This is a genomic window from Fictibacillus tiangongensis, assembly GCF_048083785.1.
GTDB lineage: Bacteria > Bacillota > Bacilli > Bacillales > Fictibacillaceae > Fictibacillus.
Map to the genome: position 1 here is coordinate 2,091,244 of NZ_CP182294.1, position 22,501 is coordinate 2,113,744.

General features: G+C 36.2%; 30 protein-coding genes. 6 read left to right on the top strand and 24 right to left on the bottom strand.

The window, feature by feature from the left end:
• Positions 1-32 precede the first annotated feature (32 nt).
• Complete coding sequence (locus tag ACNJYY_RS11160) at positions 33-659, bottom strand: pyridoxamine 5'-phosphate oxidase family protein (protein ID WP_416731761.1); 627 nt, start codon at positions 657-659, stop codon at positions 33-35.
• A gap of 16 nt (positions 660-675) precedes the next feature.
• A complete protein-coding gene (locus ACNJYY_RS11165; RefSeq protein WP_416731762.1) occupies positions 676-966 on the bottom strand; it encodes a hypothetical protein in 291 nt (96 codons plus the stop codon).
• Positions 967-1,217: 251 nt separating this feature from the next.
• Here ACNJYY_RS11165 and ACNJYY_RS11170 point away from each other — a divergent pair, with 251 nt between their 5' ends.
• Positions 1,218-1,538, top strand: a complete 321-nt coding sequence (locus ACNJYY_RS11170; protein WP_144700131.1) for a hypothetical protein — start codon at positions 1,218-1,220, stop codon at positions 1,536-1,538.
• A gap of 271 nt (positions 1,539-1,809) precedes the next feature.
• On the opposite strand, the gene ACNJYY_RS11175 is transcribed toward ACNJYY_RS11170, so the two are convergent.
• Entirely contained in the window at positions 1,810-3,075 is a 1,266-nt protein-coding gene (locus tag ACNJYY_RS11175) for an MDR family MFS transporter (protein WP_416731763.1), read from the bottom strand.
• 101 nt (positions 3,076-3,176) lie between these two features.
• On the opposite strand from ACNJYY_RS11175, the gene ACNJYY_RS11180 reads away from it, so the two are divergent.
• A complete protein-coding gene (locus ACNJYY_RS11180) occupies positions 3,177-4,829 on the top strand; it encodes an ABC transporter substrate-binding protein (protein WP_416731764.1) in 1,653 nt (550 codons plus the stop codon).
• Between the two features lie 48 nt (positions 4,830-4,877).
• Here ACNJYY_RS11180 and ACNJYY_RS11185 read toward each other — a convergent pair whose 3' ends face one another.
• The 6 genes from ACNJYY_RS11185 to ACNJYY_RS11210 form a co-directional block, all read right to left on the bottom strand.
• Entirely contained in the window at positions 4,878-5,183 is a 306-nt protein-coding gene (locus ACNJYY_RS11185) for a hypothetical protein (protein ID WP_416731765.1), read from the bottom strand.
• The gene (locus ACNJYY_RS11190; protein ID WP_416731766.1) at positions 5,168-6,211 is read right to left on the bottom strand and encodes an anti sigma factor C-terminal domain-containing protein; all 1,044 of its coding nucleotides are present in this window, start codon (positions 6,209-6,211) and stop codon (positions 5,168-5,170) included. Before ACNJYY_RS11190 ends, ACNJYY_RS11185 begins: the two co-directional genes overlap by 16 nt.
• Positions 6,195-6,701, bottom strand: coding sequence for a sigma-70 family RNA polymerase sigma factor (locus ACNJYY_RS11195; protein ID WP_144700121.1), 507 nt, complete (start codon positions 6,699-6,701; stop codon positions 6,195-6,197). Before ACNJYY_RS11195 ends, ACNJYY_RS11190 begins: the two co-directional genes overlap by 17 nt.
• An 85-nt stretch (positions 6,702-6,786) precedes the next feature.
• Positions 6,787-7,266, bottom strand: coding sequence for a DUF5662 family protein (locus ACNJYY_RS11200; RefSeq protein ID WP_416731767.1), 480 nt, complete (start codon positions 7,264-7,266; stop codon positions 6,787-6,789).
• Positions 7,267-7,279: 13 nt separating this feature from the next.
• Positions 7,280-7,453: a hypothetical protein gene (locus ACNJYY_RS11205; RefSeq protein ID WP_416731768.1), complete on the bottom strand. Its 174-nt coding sequence runs from the start codon at positions 7,451-7,453 to the stop codon at positions 7,280-7,282.
• A 2-nt stretch (positions 7,454-7,455) separates the two neighbouring features.
• On the bottom strand, positions 7,456-7,671 hold the full coding sequence (locus tag ACNJYY_RS11210) for a hypothetical protein (RefSeq protein WP_416731769.1): 216 nt from the start codon (positions 7,669-7,671) through the stop codon (positions 7,456-7,458).
• 211 nt (positions 7,672-7,882) lie between these two features.
• On the opposite strand from ACNJYY_RS11210, the gene ACNJYY_RS11215 reads away from it, so the two are divergent.
• Positions 7,883-8,794 carry an NAD(P)-dependent alcohol dehydrogenase gene (locus tag ACNJYY_RS11215; RefSeq protein WP_416731770.1) on the top strand — a complete coding sequence of 304 codons (912 nt, stop codon included), beginning with the start codon at positions 7,883-7,885 and terminating at the stop codon, positions 8,792-8,794.
• A gap of 22 nt (positions 8,795-8,816) precedes the next feature.
• Here the strand turns inward: ACNJYY_RS11215 and ACNJYY_RS11220 are convergent, their stop codons facing one another.
• Both ACNJYY_RS11220 and ACNJYY_RS11225 read right to left on the bottom strand, forming a co-directional pair.
• A complete protein-coding gene (locus tag ACNJYY_RS11220; protein ID WP_416731771.1) occupies positions 8,817-9,644 on the bottom strand; it encodes an aminoglycoside phosphotransferase family protein in 828 nt (275 codons plus the stop codon).
• A gap of 271 nt (positions 9,645-9,915) precedes the next feature.
• Positions 9,916-10,509: a serine hydrolase gene (locus tag ACNJYY_RS11225; protein ID WP_416731772.1), complete on the bottom strand. Its 594-nt coding sequence runs from the start codon at positions 10,507-10,509 to the stop codon at positions 9,916-9,918.
• 160 nt (positions 10,510-10,669) lie between these two features.
• Here ACNJYY_RS11225 and ACNJYY_RS11230 point away from each other — a divergent pair, with 160 nt between their 5' ends.
• Positions 10,670-11,608 (top strand): sigma-70 family RNA polymerase sigma factor, encoded by a 939-nt coding sequence (locus ACNJYY_RS11230; RefSeq protein ID WP_416728548.1) that lies wholly within the window; start codon positions 10,670-10,672, stop codon positions 11,606-11,608.
• A 71-nt stretch (positions 11,609-11,679) separates the two neighbouring features.
• Here ACNJYY_RS11230 and ACNJYY_RS11235 read toward each other — a convergent pair whose 3' ends face one another.
• Genes ACNJYY_RS11235 through ACNJYY_RS11255 form a run of 5 tightly spaced genes read right to left on the bottom strand, consistent with a single transcriptional unit; the run spans position 11,680 to position 15,863 of the window.
• Positions 11,680-12,930: an ABC transporter permease gene (locus ACNJYY_RS11235; protein WP_416728549.1), complete on the bottom strand. Its 1,251-nt coding sequence runs from the start codon at positions 12,928-12,930 to the stop codon at positions 11,680-11,682.
• Positions 12,923-13,852, bottom strand: coding sequence for an ABC transporter ATP-binding protein (locus ACNJYY_RS11240; protein ID WP_416728550.1), 930 nt, complete (start codon positions 13,850-13,852; stop codon positions 12,923-12,925). The genes ACNJYY_RS11235 and ACNJYY_RS11240 overlap by 8 nt, the downstream gene beginning before the upstream one ends.
• Positions 13,853-13,858: 6 nt before the next feature.
• Positions 13,859-14,713, bottom strand: a complete 855-nt coding sequence (locus ACNJYY_RS11245) for an ABC transporter ATP-binding protein (RefSeq protein ID WP_416728551.1) — start codon at positions 14,711-14,713, stop codon at positions 13,859-13,861.
• A complete protein-coding gene (locus ACNJYY_RS11250; protein ID WP_416728552.1) occupies positions 14,710-15,117 on the bottom strand; it encodes a GntR family transcriptional regulator in 408 nt (135 codons plus the stop codon). The genes ACNJYY_RS11245 and ACNJYY_RS11250 overlap by 4 nt, the downstream gene beginning before the upstream one ends.
• A gap of 20 nt (positions 15,118-15,137) precedes the next feature.
• Positions 15,138-15,863 carry a hypothetical protein gene (locus ACNJYY_RS11255; protein ID WP_416728553.1) on the bottom strand — a complete coding sequence of 242 codons (726 nt, stop codon included), beginning with the start codon at positions 15,861-15,863 and terminating at the stop codon, positions 15,138-15,140.
• A gap of 231 nt (positions 15,864-16,094) precedes the next feature.
• Between ACNJYY_RS11255 and ACNJYY_RS11260 the strand changes: the two genes are divergently transcribed.
• Positions 16,095-16,559 carry an SRPBCC family protein gene (locus tag ACNJYY_RS11260; protein ID WP_416728554.1) on the top strand — a complete coding sequence of 155 codons (465 nt, stop codon included), beginning with the start codon at positions 16,095-16,097 and terminating at the stop codon, positions 16,557-16,559.
• A gap of 30 nt (positions 16,560-16,589) precedes the next feature.
• Here ACNJYY_RS11260 and ACNJYY_RS11265 read toward each other — a convergent pair whose 3' ends face one another.
• Positions 16,590-17,150 carry a shikimate kinase gene (locus tag ACNJYY_RS11265; protein WP_416728555.1) on the bottom strand — a complete coding sequence of 187 codons (561 nt, stop codon included), beginning with the start codon at positions 17,148-17,150 and terminating at the stop codon, positions 16,590-16,592.
• 83 nt (positions 17,151-17,233) lie between these two features.
• Here ACNJYY_RS11265 and ACNJYY_RS11270 point away from each other — a divergent pair, with 83 nt between their 5' ends.
• Positions 17,234-17,647, top strand: a complete 414-nt coding sequence (locus ACNJYY_RS11270; RefSeq protein WP_416728556.1) for an NUDIX hydrolase — start codon at positions 17,234-17,236, stop codon at positions 17,645-17,647.
• Between the two features lie 44 nt (positions 17,648-17,691).
• On the opposite strand, the gene ACNJYY_RS11275 is transcribed toward ACNJYY_RS11270, so the two are convergent.
• The 7 genes from ACNJYY_RS11275 to ACNJYY_RS11305 all read right to left on the bottom strand — a co-directional run bounded on the left by ACNJYY_RS11275 (position 17,692) and on the right by ACNJYY_RS11305 (position 22,501).
• Positions 17,692-18,603 carry an alpha/beta fold hydrolase gene (locus tag ACNJYY_RS11275; protein ID WP_416728557.1) on the bottom strand — a complete coding sequence of 304 codons (912 nt, stop codon included), beginning with the start codon at positions 18,601-18,603 and terminating at the stop codon, positions 17,692-17,694.
• 29 nt (positions 18,604-18,632) lie between these two features.
• Complete coding sequence (locus tag ACNJYY_RS11280; protein WP_416728558.1) at positions 18,633-18,827, bottom strand: DNA-binding protein; 195 nt, start codon at positions 18,825-18,827, stop codon at positions 18,633-18,635.
• 35 nt (positions 18,828-18,862) lie between these two features.
• The gene (locus tag ACNJYY_RS11285) at positions 18,863-19,210 is read right to left on the bottom strand and encodes a DUF3147 family protein (RefSeq protein WP_416728559.1); all 348 of its coding nucleotides are present in this window, start codon (positions 19,208-19,210) and stop codon (positions 18,863-18,865) included.
• Positions 19,201-19,614, bottom strand: a complete 414-nt coding sequence (locus ACNJYY_RS11290) for a MarR family winged helix-turn-helix transcriptional regulator (protein ID WP_416728560.1) — start codon at positions 19,612-19,614, stop codon at positions 19,201-19,203. Before ACNJYY_RS11290 ends, ACNJYY_RS11285 begins: the two co-directional genes overlap by 10 nt.
• Positions 19,615-20,041: 427 nt before the next feature.
• Entirely contained in the window at positions 20,042-20,308 is a 267-nt protein-coding gene (locus tag ACNJYY_RS11295) for a DUF4176 domain-containing protein (RefSeq protein ID WP_416728561.1), read from the bottom strand.
• A 94-nt stretch (positions 20,309-20,402) separates the two neighbouring features.
• Positions 20,403-21,113 carry a hypothetical protein gene (locus tag ACNJYY_RS11300; RefSeq protein ID WP_416728562.1) on the bottom strand — a complete coding sequence of 237 codons (711 nt, stop codon included), beginning with the start codon at positions 21,111-21,113 and terminating at the stop codon, positions 20,403-20,405.
• A 20-nt stretch (positions 21,114-21,133) separates the two neighbouring features.
• Entirely contained in the window at positions 21,134-22,501 is a 1,368-nt protein-coding gene (locus ACNJYY_RS11305) for a T7SS effector LXG polymorphic toxin (protein WP_416728563.1), read from the bottom strand.

Here is a 22,501-nt window from a genome sequence, read left to right on the forward strand (position 1 = left end):
CAAAAGCACTGCATGCAGTGCTTTTGAAAGTACTAGTAAAGCTTGTTCTTATAGCCTTCAATTAGGTCGTTTGCGATTCTTTCTTCAGTCATTTCAGGTAGGTTCACATGAGCGGCTAGAATCTTTGCCGCGTTCGGAAGAGATTCTTTCATTTCCCAACGTTCAGGTTCCCAAAGTCCGGATCGTTTAAATGCTTTCCCACAGTGCATAAAGCATTGTTCAACATTAACTAGAATTCCTAGAAGTGGCGCTTTTCCTCCTACTTCCATTTTTTTGAGTACTTCTTCATCTTTTATAATCGCAGCTTTACCGTTAATCCGTAGCGTCTCACCCATTCCTGGTATTAGAAATAGTAAACCTACTTTCGGATTTGAGAGAATATTAAACATTGAATCTACACGCTTATTTCCTGGTCGGTCGGGAATCACGAGATGGTGATCATCTATCACATGTACAAATCCTGCAGCATCACCCCGAGGTGAACTATCACAGTTCCCTTCATGATCTGAAGTAGCTAAAAATAAAAATGGTGAATGAGCGATAAAGTCTTTACAATGTTCATCTATTTTAGAGATAACTTTATTCTGCCCCTTAAGACTTGGAGTTCCGAGCATAAGCCTCAGCTCTTCTTGGCTGTTCACATAATCTAAAGTTTTCACTATCGTTTCATCCCCCTTACTTTCTAAGAGCATCCGCTGCTAGATGTGCATCTGCTTTCTTGACGTAAATGTCATATTGCGTGTTATCAATTACTGGCCGTTCTCTAACACCAAATGCCTGCCCTGGAATTCTCACTTTATATGCCACACCATCAGCTTTAAGTTTGGCTATGACATTAAAATAGTTTTCCTGACCAAATGCAGTATAAATGAGATTCATGTTACGGTAACGATACTTATGAACAAAAGAACCAATAATGATTCCGCCAATCACGATTACAAGAAAAACCCATCCAAATACCGGCATGCTTCACAACACCTCTTTAAAATTTGAAATTGTTATGCAGCGTGAATGACAAAACTTGTTGCAATTTATCGTTTTCTCTACTCTCCTCATTAATTTAAGGAATTTAATTCTTCTAAATTCAATAATAAGTTTATGGAAAAATTTAGTCAACGAGTGAAAATACCCCCATAAATGAATGATTCTCTCTTAATAGTGTATAGAGTACATAAAAAAGTAATGACAGAAGTACGAACACTGTTAGGAGGCCAAACATGGAGCCGTATGTAAAGGATGCTCTACTGGAATGGAAAGATGAGATTGAGCAACAAAAGAATGAAATAGATGAAGAATACGAAAAAGTGAAAACAGAACTTCAACTTTATTCTTATAAATTCGGAATCACGAAACAAGTCATTCAATCAACCATCAACGAAGAAATGATCAAGAACATCAAGAAAACCTATCAACAGCCTTTTGAGGAAAAGTACAATGATTTGAAGCAACAGCTGAAAAAGCTTGAAGAAAAACGCAGCGTTTTCAACATGTTTGTAGAAAAGATCGAGATTGCTTCTGTTAAAGAATCCAATTCATAAAAAATCGAAGCTTGGATTTGATTCCAAGCTTCATTTTCTTTTCTTCTTGCTGGTTTCAATCTCAAAGCGTTTATCAAAGTGTGTCGAAAATCGGATAAATAATTTTATATACGGTATTAAATGGATTTACCTCGTATTTATTGTAATTTACTTCGTAATTATTTGTTATTACCTCGTAATTAATGATAGATGTACATACGGATCGAACAAAGATTAATTTTGTTCAATTGTGGTGGACATTATTTGTTTATTTTCCTGTATTCAACTATGTTTATTTTACAACTTGAGCTACTACCTCTTTTTTTACAGCTTTTTCTGTTACCTTGTCTCTTAAAAAGAGTCCAGAATACATGAAAAACGCACCGATCATGATCACGACTCCCATATACACACTCATCATTACTGGTACTAAAAAAGCCCCTAAGATAATCGTCGAACGTGCTAACATATCTGCTCCACTGAATGAAACATTTGCAAATGCTGAGTATGATCCTCTCTTATCGCTAGGAATCATATTTGCTTTTTCAGCTTCTTTAATTGGAGAGTAGATTAACTCACCCATTGTAGCGATCACGTTAAATAGAAGTAATACAAACCAAGCGTTTGCTGAGGTAACGGTCACGTAACCAATTCCGTATAACAACAACCCAATCAATAAAGCATTTTTCTTAGAAAAACGATCCATTATGCGGTTGATTAAGAATGTGAAACAAACAACCATCAACATGTTTTGGATGTTTAACATGCTGAGCATCCGAACGCCAGTGATCTCAAAATTACCAATGTGGAAAGATTCAAAGGTTTCAGCCAAACGAATTCCAATATAACTGTTCAGTGTAAATTCTGCGGAAAAGATGAAGGTTCCACCAATAACCACTTTCACAAATGCAGAATCTTTTAAAGCCACTTTATAGTTTTGAAACAAGTCGAGAAAAACATTTTCATGCGTTTTCTTCAAAAAGCCAGTAAACTCATCTCGTAACCAAATTCCATAAGCAATGGGAATGCTGATTGAAGTAACGGTTAACAACACGAAAAGTTCAATCTGGTGACTTACATAAAGCAAACCACCCAAAGCAGCACCGATTGCCATAGAAAGATTGATCATCCAATAATCCAGCGTATATACTTCTTTTCTGTTTTCAGTTGTCGTTGAATCCATAATGATCGCATGCATGGCAGGTCTGCCTAGGCTGCTTGTAACAGTGAACCCTATATAAGCGAATGCAAAGAGCAAGATCCAGTTTTGTTCAGGCAGCAAGCTAACGGTCATGAGTAAAAACATGACTGCGTTTAAGCAAGATGTTGTCATCAACACTTTCTTCCTGGGAAAACGATCCGAAATGTAACCACCGATTAAATTGACTACGAATCCGATGACTACTGTTAAAATTAAAAATGTTCCTGCCCAAACTTTGCCCTTTTCAGTTGCAAAGAATAAGGCCATAAATGGCATGACGGCCGAAGAAACGGCTCGATTAAAGAACGATGTAATCAACCGTACTTTAATATTTTGGGGGTATTCTCTCCATCCCATGTTGTCCCCTCCTTCTCTGTATTGTAATATTAAACTAGACTACAAACGATAAAAATAGACAATTAAATAAAACATGTCTACTTTTAAAACGGGAGGAGAACATGGATAACAAACTTCTCATTCTTTGGAGATACTTTCCATCAGGTCATATACGAACAGAAGAGATTGCCGAAGCACTTCAGATCAGCCAGAAACAAACTACACGATACTTAAAAAAATGGAACGATGAAGGATGGTTAACTTTTATCCCAGGTCGTGGAAGAGGAAATATTTCACGTCTTCACTGGCTAAAGAATATCGAAGAAAACTTTGAAGATGAAGTTCTTTTAAAGCTGGATCATGAACCGGTTGAGATCAGCAGTAAATATTTGATGTATGATTGGTCGACGGACACGAAAATAAGATTGATGAACAAATTTCATACGCAATTTGGTTTTGTACAGAAAGCAAAAGACAAACTCGTCGTTCCAAAGCGCTTTCCGTTTAGAACCCTGCACCCCTTAGATGCCGCAGATGCTCATAGCGCAAATATGGTCTCGAATGTATTTAACCGACTCGTATCGTTAACCGATCAAGGAGAAATCCTGCCTGAACTTGCTCACAGCTGGGATGTTTCGCCTACGAAACTACGACTTTATTTAAGAAAAGACGTTTGCTTTCACGACGGATCTGTATTAACAGCAACAGATGTAATCAACTGTTTAGAAAAGCTTCGATTTCATGAACAAAACAGTGATCTATGGACACCGATTGATGAAATTGTTTCTAAAGTTCCACTCGTTGTCGATATTTTATACCCAAGAGGCTGCAGCTATATTCTTCCGTTGTTAAGCATGATGACATCGAGTATTTATAAAGAGAGCAAAGGGAGAATATATGGGACTGGAGGGTTCTTGGTCGAAGAAGACACGGATCAAAAAACAACACTTGTTGCTTTTAAAGAACATTTCCAAGAGCGGCCCTTACTTGATGCGGTTGAGTTCGTAAAAGTTCCGAAAGACTTTCCAATCGTTTATCACTCCTCAATGGAACCAGATCATCATGAAACCTTTCAAGTAGAGAGTGATTCAGGCTTTGGTGTACTTATGATGAATGCGTATCGTAAAGAATCGCAAATAGCTAATCTGGAAGTACGGCAATACATCCATCAAATACTAGCTATGAATCGCCATAGAATACCAGAATATGAGTCAAGAGCCATCCCTAATGACAACAGCTGCATGATCGGAAATCGCCTACCCTATTCAATACCGAGCACTGCCCTGCCAGAATTTGCAGAACCTCTTATCATCAGGATAGCTGAGCATACAGAAGAAGTTTCCAGATGGCTGCTCGACACGTTTGCTCAATATAACATCCCAGTTAAAGTGATAAAAGTGTCTTTTGAAGACGCTATTTTTAATAAACAGCTTACAGATCAGACAGACATGTTTATACATGGTGAAATTTTCGAGTTGAATCAAGATCTATCTTTCTATTTTTTCTTAACAAACGGGTTTGCCCCACTGCCTTTAATACTAGGAAAAAATAGAAAATGGCAAAAACGCATCTCTCAATATGTTCACACGCCATTTGAAGAATGGACGAATCTGAATGTTGAAGTCGAAAAGGAACTTATTGATGAAGCCATTATGATTCCACTGTATTATCAAAAAAGGTATATTCCATTTTCTACTGAATTAATGAACGTGAACATTAAGCATTTCGGATATGTTGATTTTTCTAAACTTTGGTTACGCCCTACAATTGATTAATAAAAGAAAAAAGGATCTGACAATTCAGATCCTTTGCTTCACTGGAACTTATGGTTTAGCGTTAATGGTCCATGACAATCCGAACATTAAGCCAATAAATATAGGAATAAAAAGATTTATGCCTATTCCCCACCATGCGAACTGTTTGGATCGATTCTTCGTAAACAACCCGACTACTCCTAAGAAAACACCAAGAAAGGGTAAGGGGAACAGAAATAAATCAGGAATATCCATCGTTTCTATTAATAGCCCAATGTTTAATACAGCTAGAGCAATTAATCCAATGATAAAAGAAATAAATCCTGTTAACGTCTGCAGCTTTCTTTTTCTTTTCTTTTTTATTTCCAATTCCATAATTTAACCTCCCCTACTTTTACCGCACGAACATTTTTCAACTGTTCTAATTTCCTTAACTCTGGAACAGGTCCTGTCACAACGGCTCCATAAACCTGAATGCCGTTGTCTTCCACATATTTACGCCTTTCATTTATTTCAAGAGATTTTATCTTTGATACAATCTCAGCAGTTTGTTCATTCTTTTCTAATAACTTTAATATATCGAGAAATACTTCCTCGTTCGTTTGATCTCCGTCAAAAGGTGACCAAGTTGTAGTATCAACCTGTGCAGGATAGCCGATTGGAGTGATCGGAATACCTTCTATGTCCAGTTGCTTTGCTTCTAATCCTGTATCCACAGCTAACCAACGAATATCTATAACTTTCGGTAACACTTTTTCAATTTCATTAGGTTTCATTAATTGTGAAAATGAAAGATAAGCTTCTGCTACTGTACCGTCAGGAAGATTATTCAGCACATCTTCTGCTTCAGTTGTATTAAATGGAATCATTACATCGGGATGATACATCTTCTGACCATCCTTCACCACATCAATTCCATAAGCCATCGGAGGTAGCTGTTCTAAGAAAGATATTTTTTCAGGGAATTTTGGCTTATCTAATCCGAAATATACATCCACCTTCTCTGCTAGATAATCTTCACTACCAATACGCTTAAACGTATCAAAGGTCACATTCATAGAAAACAATCCGATTTCACTCTCAATCTCCATCTCTTCTAGACTGACATTAGGTTGAGTTACATAAATCGTCTTTCCTACTACATCAATCATCGCGTTAGCTTTACCACCAATACCGTAATACAAATAAGTGATTAAAGTCATGAGGGGTAGAATAAGCAGTAAGATCGCTAGACTTATCATGACAGTAGCATTTCGAGCTGTATTCGACCCCACTCGAATGATTTCTCTTTGTTCTTCTTCAGAAAGAGAAGGTGAGGTATGAATATCATTTTTCGTTTTCATCATGTAAGCTTTATATAGATTTTCGTCATTATTTTGATCCTGTTTATGCTCGTCGCTCATCTAGGTTCATCCTTTCCTTAACGCGTTCTACTAGTTTTTTTCGACCTCTTGAAATATGACTTTTTAATGTGTTCAGCTTTATATTTAAAATCTCAGCTGCTTCTTGATAACTGAGTTCATTCAAATCGCATAACAGAACAGCCTGTTTTTCGATCTCTTTTAAACACTTTAAATCCTCCATTAATAATAAAAATGATTCCTTTTCTAACATCTTACTTTCCGGTGTATTTTCTCTCTTATCTACATTTTCTTTAATCTCATCAGTAAGAATCGTTTTTTTATTCTTTCTTTGATGATCTATAAATGCATGGTACGCAACTTTAAACAACCAAGCTTTAATGTTGTTGATCTCATAGTCTGCCAAAGTTAGATATGCTCGGTAAAATGCTTCTTGCACCAAATCTTCAGCAATATGGTGATCCTTCGAAAGAGAATACAAATAGCGGTAAAGATCATTCATATAGTGTTCATAAACATCCTCTAGTTGCACAACCGCTCCCCCTTTCATATCAACCACGTTTTAACCATAGAAAAAGTTGCAATATTTTACAATTATTTTTTTCAAAAAAAAATACTCAGATCGACTTCTGAGCATTCACTAATTCCATCTGTTCAATTATTTGGTCACACTCTTTCCTTGTCCTCGGATGCAGAATGACTCGATCAGTTAGAAGATTGGCGATCAAACGATCCGATATGGTTGGTCCTGATTGTTTCCTTCCCCATCTTCTTGAGAAAGATTTGTAATCACAGATCATTTCAAGTACATACTTTCGGGGAATCGGCACCGCTTCTTTTTTAAGCTGATCGACCACCCAATAATTCCAATGATGTTTATTGTGATGTTGATGATGAAGCCAGGCATATTGCCATTCCTCTTCACTCGGCTTCTCATCTGAATAAAACTTCTTAGCATATGTAAAAAACTCAGCTGGATGAAACTTAGATAGATCATGTGTAAACGCTTGAACATAAAGTCCTGACTTCCAGCATTCTATAAAAACATTCAATTTATGTTCAAAGATATAAAGTAGATACTTTCCGTATGCTGGCATAATTCTTCACCCACTAATTAAATATATTACTTCCATAAAACAGAATCAGCGTAAAAATGATTACTTCAATGATTAATCGTCCAGTTCGTTTCAATGGTGTTCCTTTGTACTTCATTCGTTCAAACAGATATTGTATGAAAACAATAGCAAGTGCAGTATAAAAGCTATCTAAAATTGTTAATTTCATATTTAATTTTCAAAAATATTCGCTACGAATACAAATACAAAAACCGTAAGAAACGTATATCGGCTTCCTATAACGATGTTTTTATCTCCAAGAATCTTGTCAATAAGATCAGCAAGTACTCGACACAAAGTCCCACTTCCTAAAATGAGTAAGATAAAGTAAAGGGGCTCATCCCAAATACGTTCAAAATCCACAAATTGAATAATCGTTAAGATCACAATAAGTCCACAAAGCTCTCAGATGTTGTTCTTAGACCGTTTAAAGAAAAAACTCTTTAGCCTATTCATAAGCTGTCCTCCATATAAACTATGATTCATATTTCATTCCTTAAAAAACTTATTTTTCCTTCCTATATCTTCAAACTTATAAAGCACTTTTAATTCAATCATCAACATAAGATATATAAACGAATTAAACAGGAGGCTCACTATGAAAGCTGTATTATGTCTGAAGTATGGTACGCCACAAGTACTTAGCCTACAACAAGTTTCAAAACCATCTCCCAAAGAAAACGAGATACTCATTAAAATCCATGCTACTACAGTAACAACTGGGGACGTTAGAGTTCGTGGCTTTAAGAGTCCTCTTTTGTATTGGCTGCCGATGCGATTATTTCTTGGTATAAGAAAACCGAGAAAACCGATTTTAGGTGTTGAATTAGCAGGTGTTGTAGAAGAAATCGGAAAGAAAGTTACACGTTTTAATAAAGGGGATGCGGTCTATGCAATGACAGGGATGCGATTTGGCGCACATGCAGAATACACATGTCTACATGAAGACGGGATAGTCACATATAAGCCACAGAATGTAACTTTTGAAGAAGCCGCTTCCATTCCCTTTGGAGGAACATCAGCTCTACATTTTTTGAGAAAAGGTAAGATTCATAAGGGACAAAATGTACTGATCTATGGAGCCTCTGGAGCTGTGGGAACAGCTGCTGTCCAACTTGCCAAGTATTTTGATACGGAAGTAACGGCCGTATGCGGTCCAACCAATCTAGAACTGATCAAATCATTAGGAGCTGATCATGTCGTAGATTATACAAAAGAGGATTTTACAAATACGGTTAAAAAATACGATATCATTTTTGATGCTGTAGGCAAGATATCAATGTCTAAGTGTCAAAATGCATTAAAAGCAAACGGTAAATTCGTAACAGTTGATGGACAGGGTATGGCTAAAGAGCGTACAGAGGATCTAGAATTCTTAAAAGAACGAATTGAATCAGGTCAAATGAAACCCGTCATAGATCGTTATTATTTACTAGACCAAATTTCAGAAGCTCATGAATATGTTGAAACTGGCCGTAAGAAAGGTAACGTCGTTATCAGAGTGGATTGAAACCAAAAACGCACTTCTTAATCTATAGGAGTGCGTCTTTCTGTATGTATTTACTCATTAAACTTTTGAAGACTTGAATGGTATTTAAAAAGCTTTCCTGCACATGACCATCTTCAATTGTCCAACAAGTTGCTAACACAGCATGTGAATATGCCCGTAATAAAACTCGTTCTTTATTCAAGTTTAATAGATCCACGAAAATATCCACTCGTTTTTCTGTTATCTCTTCAACTTGATATTTTGGTAATTTATTCAGCAAATATTGAACCACCTCATATTCACGGTCTCCGATCAAACCCTTTGGATCGATTACAGTCCAAGAATCTCCATTTGCTAGTATATTGTAGTGGTGAAGATCGCCATGAAGTAAATATGGCTTTTCTATAGAAGTGTTTAATTTTTCAGTAATGAATAAAGCCTCTTCTATGGTTGCTTTTGAAATAGGTTGATAATTGTTGTAATTTTGATAGATTCGTTTCAAACTATTTTCACGATCAAGAACAGTCAAAAGATTAGAATCAACTGGGGCAGGAATCATTAACTTCTTCATCACATTGGCTGCAATCAAAGTAGCCTCATCATCATCTTCTATTTCTGCTAAAGTTTGTCCTGGCTGTATTCGTTCAAAAATCATAGTGCCTCGTTCCCTCTCGAACGCTAACACTTTAACTGTACTTTCACCTGATAAAAGCTGAAGTGCAAGTAGCTCGGCTTCGAATTCTTTCTGATCAACCACCACTTTCAAAACCACTTCACTTCCATCACTCCTTTTAGCCGGAGCAACAAAATTGTATGAAAGGTCAAAGGGGTGTTTTATGTTTAAATCATACTGCTTTTCGCAGTCAGCCACTAATTCATCAAAATTATTAAGCCATGCACTAGCTGCGTCTCCATGAACACCTTGTATTTGTTTAATAAATGTAATTCATCACATCACTCCTATGTCATCTGTTCTTTTCTTTGTTTGGTGTATTCGTGGTACAACAACTTCATAGATTCTACTATTCTTTCGTCAGATAAGGTGTTTGTATAACGACTCGGTATATCATTGGCTCCTAGAACATAGAGCACGGGATGTTGATGAAATTCTCCTAAGATCCCTATATCCACCACTAAGTTCTCTAACCTCCGCTCATGTGATTCAACATATGGTTTGGTATTCCGTCAAGGTGATCTTGAGGGCGAACTAGACCATTCATTACTGGTAACCACAATTGGGATTCAGCATGATACCCTTTATATATCGCTTTCAATATATGAAGCACTTCACCGATTTCTCCGCTATTTTCAAGATCGCGGGGATTTGGAGTGAGATTCATGTGATTGTACTCTCTCCTTAGCTCTGTATTTACCTTCTCCCACCCTCCACAAAACTTCACAACGCTATCAGCAGCTTTACTATCGTGACATGCGATCATCACTTCAACGAGATTTCCTAAAGATAAAGACATTCTCCCTTGAAAATGTGGGAATAATACGGCGCTTTTCTCCTCTTTATCCAGTTGAAAATCCTTAATTAAGTCGTTCCAATGAAACAATCCCTTTTCGACCCATCTTGTTACGCAATATCCAATAACTATTTTTGAGGCTGAAGCTAGGGGAACGATCAAGTTAGAATTAAATGAACATACAACTTCTTGCTGTTTAGTTGAATAGATGATTATGCCTACTTGATCGGATTCAACGGTCTTTAATGATCTTACTACTTTTTGCATGCAGCTTACTCCTTTACACTTTAAAAATGTAACTTTTATCCAACTACACAATAACACATTTAAATACTAAATTTTAAAAAAAGATTCGATAAAAGCGTATAATTTTCAGTAGAATAATCGTTGTACATAGTGAACAGGAAAATGAAGGGAGTTTTGAAAATTGGATCATCTAACAACGCATACGCTTCAGGGGCAAGCAAACGACTTACGACAAAAGTTTGAAGAAGAAATCCGCGATTTTAGTGATGGATTATGGAACTATTGCAGATACCTTACGGGTTCACCTTGGGATGGTGAGGATTTGTATCAAGAAACGATGCTTAAAGTACTAGGTGGACTTTATACAAGATGGCATCCTACCAACCTAAAATCATATATATTTCGCATTGCAACAAATACATGGATTGACCAGTGCAGAAAAGAAAAACGAACACTTGGAGTTCTATCGGAAGAAAATGAAGCATTTGAAGAATTCTCGGATAATCTGGAGCTAGAAGAAGCTCTTCTACAGTTAAATGACCTTTTCACCCCACGACAAACAGCCGTGTTTCTTCTTCTTGAAATTTTCCGTTTTCATGCAGATGAAGTAGCTAGTATCGTAAGAACTACACCCGGTGCTGTATATGCCTCGGTACGAAGAATAAAACATAAATTACAAACCACTAAACATCAAACTATTAAACCGAAGCATGGTGTTTCCCATCAAAAATCAAAGGTTATCAAAGCTTATTTAAATGCATTTAATCATGGTGATCTTGACGGAATGCTTTCGCTAATCAGTGACCAAGCACATTATGAAGCGTCATTAGGATTTTTAGAAGTTAATAAAAACGAAATCAAAAACGGCTCACTTGCATATGGGTTACCAGGACATCATGCTATTGAATGTGAGCTATGGGGTAAACATGTCATTGTCGTATTAGCTGAGTCTGATCAAGATCTTTGTGTGCACGATATTCAATACCAAGAAGTCGAAAATAACAAAATCGTTTACCACAGAAGCTTCTTCTTTAGAAAAGAGTTCATTGTTGCTGCGTCAAAAGAATTGGGATACAAGCCACAATTAAACAAGCCTCCTCTTAACTGGGAAGATAAATAAGAAGTATAATAAAAAACTCCCCTTCTTGTTAATAAAACGATCAGAAGAGGAGTTTTCTTTATACTATTTATCTAGTAACGCAGCCACTTCCAGATTTCACTTGGTGTTGCATTTTTTCCATAAAGTAAAATCCCTGTTTTAAATACCTTTCCTGCTAATTTCATCAACAGCCAAATACTAGCTAACAAGATAACTAATGCAATAATGATCTCAACCCACGGCCATTCGTCCAATAAGGAAAGGCGAAGGATAAGGATGCTTGGAGATGTAAGTGGGAAATATGTGGCAACTTGGGCGATGATACCGCTCGGGTTTGCCAAGATAGGACCGATAAATATGAGTGGAAGAAACGGCAGCATCATGACGATTCCTTGAAAATTGCTTGTAGCTGTCATGTCTTCAACCGTTGCACCAATACCAACGAAAATAGCAGCAAACATCAAGTAACCTGCAATAGAGATCGCTAGCAATAGCAATAGTTCAGGTACAAAGAGATATTCTACGATTGGTAGCTCATATCTCCATGCTGCAATCGGAACAACGAGTAATAACCAAGTTCCTACTTGAACAAGCCCTAATATGAAATAACCGATAATCTTCCCTTGCATTAAGTCTCCTGGTGTTACGGAAGATAATACGATCTCTGCAACTTTTTCCTTCTTTTCTTGAGAGGCACTCTGGAAGATCATCATACCTGTCATAACGATTGAAAAAAGGACGATACCAGCAAATGCGCCTGGGATTATGCGTTCCATTGAGCTGTCATCAGCACTCTTTTTATCTGAAGGATTCAGAGAGCCTGAACCAGTTTGTGTTGAAGCTTCTTCTGACTTAATCTCTATCCCTTTTGTTATAGATTGAACGACGTCTGGAGAAAGGTTTAGCTGATCATATTTCACCTGACGCAGTGGCGTTTGTAGAAATTGGACCTCACTTGAAAAGGTGTCAGGCATCTCATTACTTGTGAAAACTTTCACTTCTCCTGTTTTTACCGCATTATCTGTCAATGCCACATAAGCTTGGTTTTCGGATGATTCTATCTTTTTAAGAATCTTTTTTGAATCATCTGTCACTTCTTCCATCTTCCAAGATAAATCTTGGGATTTGACCAACCCATTAACTTCATCAAAAAGGTTCAGTTCATCTTTCACATAAACTGTTACGGTCTCTGAATCAGGTTCTCCTTCCAGCTTTTCAAGGAGTGTCGGAAAACTAGCGAACACGATAAATAGAAGCGGTGTCAAGAGAAGTGATATGATAAAAGATTTATTTTTCATGTTCCGCTTAAGTTCCCACTTTGCAACTTTCCAGCTGTTACGCATACTTCACACCTTCTTTCACAATCATGTTTTTATCAGAAGCGATATCAATAAAAATCTCATGCAAAGATACACGATCGATTATTAATTCATATACATTCAATTCTATTGGCAACTCTCTAAGCCAGGTTGGAATGTGAACATCTTGCTCTAAATAAAGAATCGTTCGATCCTCTTTACTCTCAATGCGATGAACAGATGGGATATTACGCAACAGTTCTTCAGGGTTGTCACCAATAATCGTACATTTGAAGTTTGCGTATTCCCTCTTTACATCTTCCATTGCACCATAGATCACTTTTTTGCCTCGATGGATCATAAATAATCGATCACATAATTCTTCCACCATGTTCATCTGATGAGATGAAAGGAGAATTGCTGTTCCATTGGCTGCAAGTTCTTTAATTTCTTCTTTAAATACCTCTTGGCTTACAGGATCAAGACCTGAAAATGGTTCATCTAGAATTAGCAGTTCTGGTTCGTGGATAATCGCCGCGATCAATTGAACTTTTTGCCCCATCCCTTTGGACAGCTCTTCAACCTTTGTGTTCTCTTTACCGGCAAGTCCGAATTTCTCTAAATACTCCAGAGCACGTTTCTTCGCCTTCTTTTGTGGATAGTCTTTAAGTTCAGCAAAATAAAGCAAGATATCCATCACGTTTACGTTTTTATACAAACCTCTCTCCTCAGGTAGATAGCCAATTTTATGACGAGGAATCTCTGTATTCCCATGAAAATGAATGGATCCTTCGTCTGGATACATAATGCCCATAATGTTACGGATTGTTGTAGATTTCCCAGCACCATTCGGTCCAAGAATCCCCATGATCTCACCACGATGTACTTCAAAAGAGATATTCGAAATTATCCTCTTATCTTTAAACGATTTTCCTAATCGCTCTACTTTCAAAATGCGTTCATTCATCGTCTCTTACCTCCCCATTAGCATGTACGTAATAATTTCTTCTACTTCTAAAATCTCTGATTGCATAATTTTTATTTCATTTTTCTTCAAGAATGTGTCTGTTTGTTTCACATCGTTAGAAATGAGCAGACGATCGTTCAAACGGTCGATCTCACCAGGAATTTTTTCAATGCCTAACCCATCTTCAAACCAATAACGCTTGTATCGGTAAACTAGTTCTTCTTTTTCGTATTTACCTAAAACTTTGCCATCGTTCATGATCACGATATAATCTGCTAATTTCTTAATATCTTCTACTTGGTGGGTGGCGATAACGATCGCTCTCTCGTCTCTCTCCATCCAATCTACAAGAATGTTCATTAACTTTTGTTTTGAAGGAATATCCATATTGGCAGTAGGTTCGTCTAAGATTAAAAGTTTCGTGTTCTTAGAGAGAGCTAAAACGATGTTAAGTTTTTGCTGCATACCTTTAGACATTTTTCCAAAGCGTTTATTGAGATCAATTTCAAACGTCCTTACAAGACTCATAAACATTTCTTCATCCCAGTTTGAATACCAAGGTGCCATCAAATCTCTTAGTTGTCTTCCAGTTAATAAGTCACAACCTAGAACAGATTGTGGTTGATAGGCAACCTCCTGTTTCCACTGATCACTGGACTTTACACTAGCTCCAAAATGCAACAATTGACCGTTGTCCGGTTTCACAAGATTCATCATCATTTTGATGAGTGTGCTTTTCCCTGCACCATTGTTTCCAATGAGTGCTGTAATTGTACCGAGTTCTATATCTAGATCTACTGGGCCAACTGTGAAATCATCTACTGTTTTCTCAACTCTTTCAATTTGTGTACAAAGCTTCATTCACTTCCACCTCGATCGTTATCTTTAAGTCTTGCTAGTACTTCTTCAAACACAGATCGAATTTCATCCACTGAGTAATTGTGTCGAAGAGCGGTCTCTACACCTTTTTCAATCGCTTCAGATACAGATGATATTGCTAACTTCTCCATCTTTTTTACCTCCACTTCAGCAACGAAAGTTCCCTTCCCTTGCGTTGTTTTGATAAAGCCACCGTACTCTAAATCTTGATAAGCCCGCCGAGTAGTTATAACACTGATCTCTAAATCTTTTGAAAGTGCTCGAATGGAAGGAAGAGGTGAACCTGCTGGTAACTTACCACTAACAATGAGTGCTTTAATTTGTCCTTCTATCTGATGGTAGATGGGAACCCTTGAATCTCTGGAAAGCTTTATAGGAAGTTCCATATAGATGCTTCCTCCCTTCTTTACTGAAAATAATCCAATTTATTCATGTGATTCTTCATATATCTCATCCAAAATGCAACACTCGCACAGGCTGCAAAAATGGAAACAACAGATGTAACAATCGGCCATTTACTAGCGATTACAATAGTAAGTCCAACCAATCCATGACTCGAGAGATAAGGAACAGCGAATAATAATAATGTGAAACTTCCCAATAAAACAACTGCATAGAAGACCATCTTTACATTCGTGACTTTATCTCCGGAATCACTAGCCGGATAAACACTTCCATAACAAATTCCAAAGCTAAGCCAGATGAGAGAAAACGCTATATACTCCATCGGTGCCAAAGTTTGGCGCAATTCAGGAGCAAGGCTATACATGACTATTAAAACCAATAAATGAAACGGAACTGAGTAGATAAAATAAATAAGAAAGCGGCTTTTTACCACAATCTCTTTAGGGATTGGAAGCTGGTTAAGAAAAACGGTAAACGGCTGCGCCCATAAATTATCAGAAAGTTTTTGGTATTGATACTCTTTCGGTTTAGCCCACATAACTGCAACCCCAAATGTAAGCAAAAAGAAGATATCATACAGCATAAAGTGTTCTTCTATGTAAGAAGAAATTGAAACCGTTAAAAAAAATGAATAGGCTACTAATAGGAACAGTAAAGTTAAGATACTTTTCTTTGAATGAGTTAATTCGAATTTCGAGAGCCAAAATGCCTGTTGCCAATGGTTCATAATCATCATCCACCTTCTAGTGACTGTTATAGTGTTTATATCTATATACACACTATATAACAATGCTGATGATTTATCCACCCTAATTTCAAAAAATATACATATAGCATCTTATTATTGTTGTTAAACATTGTAAATAATTCTATAGAAGCGTTGTTCCTAGTGAATAATCCTTCTATAATAAAATGAAATATATAACTTACAGAAAACGTACAATGAAAAGGAGAAAATATGAATAAACCTATTAACACGAATCCTCTCGTACGTACAGAAATGCTTATTAGGAAGCCGGTTAACATCGTTTTTGAAGCTTTTATTGAGCCTGACATCACTACAAAATTCTGGTTCACTAAAAGCAGTGGGAGACTATCAGAAGGGAAAAAAGTATTGTGGGAATGGGAAATGTACGGAGTTTCTGACGAGATTTTAGTTAAAGAATTAGAAATAAATAAACGCATCTTGATTCAATCCTCCAATGGAACAACAGTGGAGTGGACATTTACTTCTCGCAACAATAATGAAACTATGGTTAACATCACAAATGCTGGGTTTACAGGAAATGCTGATCAGGTACTAAACCACGCTATAGATGCAATGGGCGGATATACAATGGTATTGTGCGGGCTAAAAGCGTATTTGGAACACGGTATCCTATTAAACCTTGTGGCAGACAAAGCACCAGATTTTCACGTATAAGCATCAAAAAAGGACCTGCGTGGTCCTTTTTTATAAGTTAAATGTATGTTTAATTTGAGCAGCTACTTCATCTGGATTTAGATTTTCATTGTTGATTCGAAGATAATTTTCTCTTTTTATCTCTCCCTCATTAGAGTTCATGCGGTACATTTCCATCGATGTCTTTACGTCATTTTCCGACCACTTAATATTTCTTTTAGAAGGTTTATGGTCCAGCCTATGGGGAGTAATGTTTCTCTGTAGCCTTGTCTCTAATTCAGATTCAAGTTCTACAAAATAGATCTCTGCTCCCTCCTTTTCAAATACCTGACAAATACTTTCAACAAACTCCCAATCTTCCTTATAATTGAACGCCCAAACATATGTAAAAATCATTCCATATTGATCGCTCTTCGCAAATGCCTGAAAGATCTCTGAACGAAATAAGTGTACCAGTCTACGCCCATCCTCAGAACCATATTCAAAAAAAGGCGTAACAAGATCGATCGTCATGTGGTTATGGAAGAGCTTTAACTTTGTGACCTTCTCTAACTCATGTCCTACAGTCATCTTCCCAACCGCTTGCGGACCAAATAATAATACAAGTTTCATTGCTTCACCTCTAACGATTAAAAATTGTTTATCCTATGCTACTATAAAAAGGAAAATAATTCTATATACTGTGGGGAGAAAATATGAACGTGGTAAATGAAATACATGTTGTGGTAAAAGGATTAATTCTGTACCAAAATCAATATTTAATAGTAAAACGTTCAGATGAAGAAGAAATTGAGGCCGGTACTTGGGAATGCCCTGGTGGAAAGATAGAGTTTGAAGAGGAGATCGAGCAGGCATTAATTCGTGAAATAAATGAAGAGACACGACTTGACGTTTCAGTGGATCACATTCTTTATGCAGCGACTTTTTATACTAAACCCTCTCGAAAAGTAGTATTACTAACCTATTTATGTCAAGCTGACACTTACGAAGTTCAGCTATCAGAAGAACATTCTGCCTATATGTGGGTAACACAAGAAGAATTAAAATTACATCTTCCACAAAACATCATTGAAAACTTATACAAAACAAAAGAGTGGTCTATAAGATAAAATTGAAAAAGGAAGACCACATAAAAAACATGGTCTTCCTTTAATTAAGGCTGCAGATATTCTATGACAACTTGCTTAAACTTCTCTGATTCCTCGTAATGAGGAGTGTGACCACTTTCTTCAAAGATAAAGATTTCTCCGTTAATAGCATCTCGCTCGAACACCTCAAAATGTTTTTCACACGTACATGCATCATATTTTCCAACAAGTAATAACATTGGATTCTTAACATATTTAATGTCATCTAGCAAGGAATCAAAAATCTTGCTTTCTTCTCTTAACAAATTGTAATGGTGCTCTGAACGGTCATAGAATTCGTCCCATTCTTCCTCAGAATAAAAGGAGTAATAATCAGTTGGATTATCATGATTATGGCGGTAGATCTCCATACGCTTCTCACCTAACTCATCACTCAACTTCATATATTCTTCTGTTAGTTCGCGTATCGGATGATTCCCCTCAGCTAGCAACAGTCCTTTCTCGTATAGTTCATGTTTGCCGTACTTTTTTAATAAATGCGCAGTCTTTTTAATAAGACTTCGAGATGTCAGTTCAAAATCAAAAGTTGGTCCCTCGAAAATCACTTTTTCGATAGAATCAGGATGCTGTCTAACATAAGCTAGTGCTAAAAAGCCGCCAAATGAATGACCGATGAGTGACCACTTTTGTATATGTAAATATTCTCTAAGAGCTTCACAGTCATCAATCAAATCTTGAAATGCGAAGGGTTCATCTTTCTCGATGTTTTCCGAACGACAAACTCCTCTTTGGTCTAATAAAACAAGATTGAAGTGCTTCCCTAATCTATCAGTTTGATGGAAGGAAAAATCGTGACACCCTTCCCCAGGACCACCATGAAGATAAAGGATGGCTGGTTTATCAACATCACCGTACCGTTCTACATATAATTTTTTGCCTCTAATTTCAATTTCTTGACCGTTAAGTTGCTGAATCATCTTTCTATCACCTTTCATAAATAAGGATGTTAGTCTTTAAACGACAGTCCTCTTTCTTGAAGTGCAGTTAGGAGCTGTCCCATCGCTTTCGGACCTATTCCGTGTAATTTCTTAAGATCTGATTCCCTCCAATCTGTTAGTTGCTCGATTGAAGATATGCCTGCGGATGTCAAAGCTCTTTCAGCGGGTTTTCCTAATCTAGTGGGGAGACTTGTATTTTGCATACTTTCACCTCTTTGACGAGAATTAATTTTAGTAATCAGATGATCGTTTTTATGAATTTTATAGCTACCTCTTGAAGCAAGATAAATAGTAACCAACCGCTGATACCTAAACCTAAACAGGTGATTAATGAGAAGGAGTGCTTTAAAGAAATATAAACAATCACTAATAAAACGGAAGTCGCCGGAAATCCCCATAAAACGCCAAGAGCAAATTTGCTTAACGTTTTGGCTGGCTCTCCTTGTACATAAAGCCAGATAATGCTTAATAAACTGACAAGTGGAAGAGCAGCCACGATTCCGCCAAAGCTAGGAAACCTCCTAGCAATTTCGGTAACTGCTGCAATAACTCCTGCAGAGATTAGTATTTTCATAATTACATACATGATTTCGACCGCTCACTTAGCAATTTAAAGGCATTCTTGATTAACTCTTTTTCTACTTCATCCATTTGACTGAAAATATGATTCAACTTTTCTTCATCTAGACTCGTATTCTCGTGAAGTACCGTTTTTCCAATATCCGTTAACTGAAGAATAACTTTTCGTTCATCTTCCTGATCACGTTTCTTTTCTATGTAATTCTTATGAATCATCCGCTTCACATGCTCAGAAGCCGTATTGTGAGAGATATCGAGATAAGTCGCAATATCATTCACAAATACCTTCTCATTTTTATCAATTAACTGCAGAATTCGTACCATCTGATGAGTTATCTTCTCACCATGCGTGTAGTGCAAATGAAAGTAGATGTCTGTCCAATATTGATTTAACTTTGACGAACAAAGCATGAAAACACCTCTCTTTTTATCGTTAATTAAGATTATATCTTATTATACGATATAAAAGAAAGGTCTATATTACTCCGTTGAAAGATAGCACACCAAAAATAAAGGTAGTAAAGAACAAGCCTATACCGCTGAATGCAGCAGTACGCCAGAATCCTTTCATACTAACTAAAGCCGTAAACAACACTAATACAACCCCAATTAGTAGAATGATAAACCCAGCTATGGTTTTCAATAATGAATTGCAAAATAAGTAAAGTGGATAAAAGTATAAATATTGATGCGATATCCATATGTTTTCTCATTAAAAGGTCGCCTTTCTTTTATTTTCACTAAACCAATGTCAGTTTTCATAAAGAAATAGTTCCCCATATAAATAATAAAAGATCATTCAAATACATGAATGATCTAATTCTAGTATTATCTACTATTAATTTACTGAGTTTAATACTAATTGAAATTCTTGTTCCTCTTTGTTCTCATATCCTCTAAAGATAATCACTTCAATATCTGAATGGTTAAAAACATATGTATGTTCTTCATTGATGTGTCCCTCAGGAAAAGGAACCGAAATATAATCATATTGAACTTCTTGTTCATCAACTACTAGTTGTTTTCTGCCGTAAATCATTAATTTTTTATTTCCACCTTTAAGTAATACTATTGATCCGTTAGGTAAAAGGTTTTGTAGTTTCATTAACTTATCTCCTTTGCTATTAAATCTATCTAGGCTATGCCACTAAATTCATAAATTACGAAATTATATGTGAAGGTAAAATTGAGGTTTAATATCAAATCTTTTTTGCATTAAATTTTGAAGTCTTTAGCTTTGACAACTTCACTAAGTGTAAATTAGACTTCATAAACAAGTATCTATGGAAAAACTTCACTGAAATATCTGTAAAAAATATCAAAAGCCCTGAGTACATAATTACCATATAAGTATGAAGCAAAACAGATGATTGGTTCAGTAGAATATGAACAATTATATATCCAGCTGGCACTGACCAATTTAGTACTTTCTTCCTGATCAAACTGTTTTTATTCTTTTTAACATCCATTTGAATAGTGGAGAACTTTTTATTTTTTTGATAAATGAAAACGAGAATTAATAAAACATATGAAACAAATGAAATTACGTAATATAAAGGAGTATTAATATTTAATAACCAATAACTCATTTTTTGGGTTAGAACGAAATAGCAAAACGATCCTACAGCACCTAAAAATCCTAGATATAGCAAACTCTCAAATTCAGTTTCAGATGTTTTTTTGATTAATAACCGTATTGCCCAAACATTAATAAGGAGAATTAAGGGAAGGGTTACAAATAACACCTCCTCAATATACGGGAAAAGTAAGGGCATAATAATAACTAAATCAAGCCCAATAAACGTGAATGCCCCTATTATTTGTTTTATTTGAAATGATGCAAAGAATGTTAAATGTTCTTTGAATGCATCAGGTAAATTTCTAAATTTAATGTTTTCATCAAGTTTCAACCCCAAAACCACCTAATAATTTATTTGAACCAACCAGCAATTGTTTTGACGCCTTTTTGGACTCCATCTTTTATTTTATCAGAAGCACTTTTTTTATCTTTTCCTGTTTTTATTCCTTCAAACGCAAAAGTTATAGCCGATGAAATTATTAGACCAGCAGCTGCAGCCACAAGTACCGTTCCACCAGAAGCAACCACTGCAGAAACAAAAACTGCTCCTGTGCCCAGTGATACTGCACCAAGACCTACATCTACACCAGCATCGCCTACAATTTTAGATGTTGATTCTTCGTTCTTTATATTTTGATATGCATTTTCAGTAGTAGTTATACCGACTCCTAACCATGAAAGTCCACCCTTCATAGTGCTTTTTACTATAGATCCTGGCTTAACATGTTTAGCTATCTCAGGTGTATTTCCTCTTTTTATTTGTGAATCAATCCAATTTTTATGATATTTTTTACCTTTAATATTCTCTACTTTTCCATTTTTTACATGAAAATTATCATTATATTTTGAAATCCTGAACCCTTTTACTTGAGTATTATAAGCAGACTTCGCAAACGCTGCTCCTTCTGTTAGAGTTCCAAACGCATTACCTGCGGAATTTACAGGAGCTGATAAATCAAGAACTGCCCTTGGGTCATCACCAGGTAGTTCCTTTTCCCACCACTCTAATTCTTTCTCTTTTACTGGATTTTTAAGCTTTGACTCTTTAGATTCTGAATTTCCATTCCTTACTTCAGATTTACTCTGGTTCCACAATTGACCTGGTTTATAACTAGCTAGACTTAGTTCACCGCTTTGAAACATTGATTGAATTTGTTCAATAAATTGGTTCATTTTAAGTATCTGTTGTTCAATAGAACTAAGAGCATTAGTTTGCATTAAGTCAAACTCTACTAATTTCTCTATTGTTTGAATAGATGATCTGTTAGCCTCTTCTACTTGATTCACAAACTCTAATTCATTTAGCCTAGGAAGAAAGACGATATCACTTACATTTTGCATGCTTTGATTGGCATCTTGAGTTAATTCAATTGTATTTTCTTTCACTTTTCGCAAACCGTTTGTTAACTCATTTTCTAAAAAACTTTGCCTGATAAATGCATTGGGTGAAGCATCTAGAGATTTTAACGCACTTTCAATATTCTTTAATGTGTTTCCGTAGTTCGTTAAACATGAAATACAAAAGGTAAGAAATGGCTCATGACAATCTTGAAAGAAGGCTCTTATTGAGGTACCTCCTTTTCCTTTTAGAGAATCTTCTAAAGAAACAAGTTCATTAATTGAAGATTGAATTTGTCTTAACTGATCTGTAAAACTAGATAAGATTAGATTTAACTCATGTACCCCATTGTAAAGGGAGTCAGCATCAAGCGTTTTCAT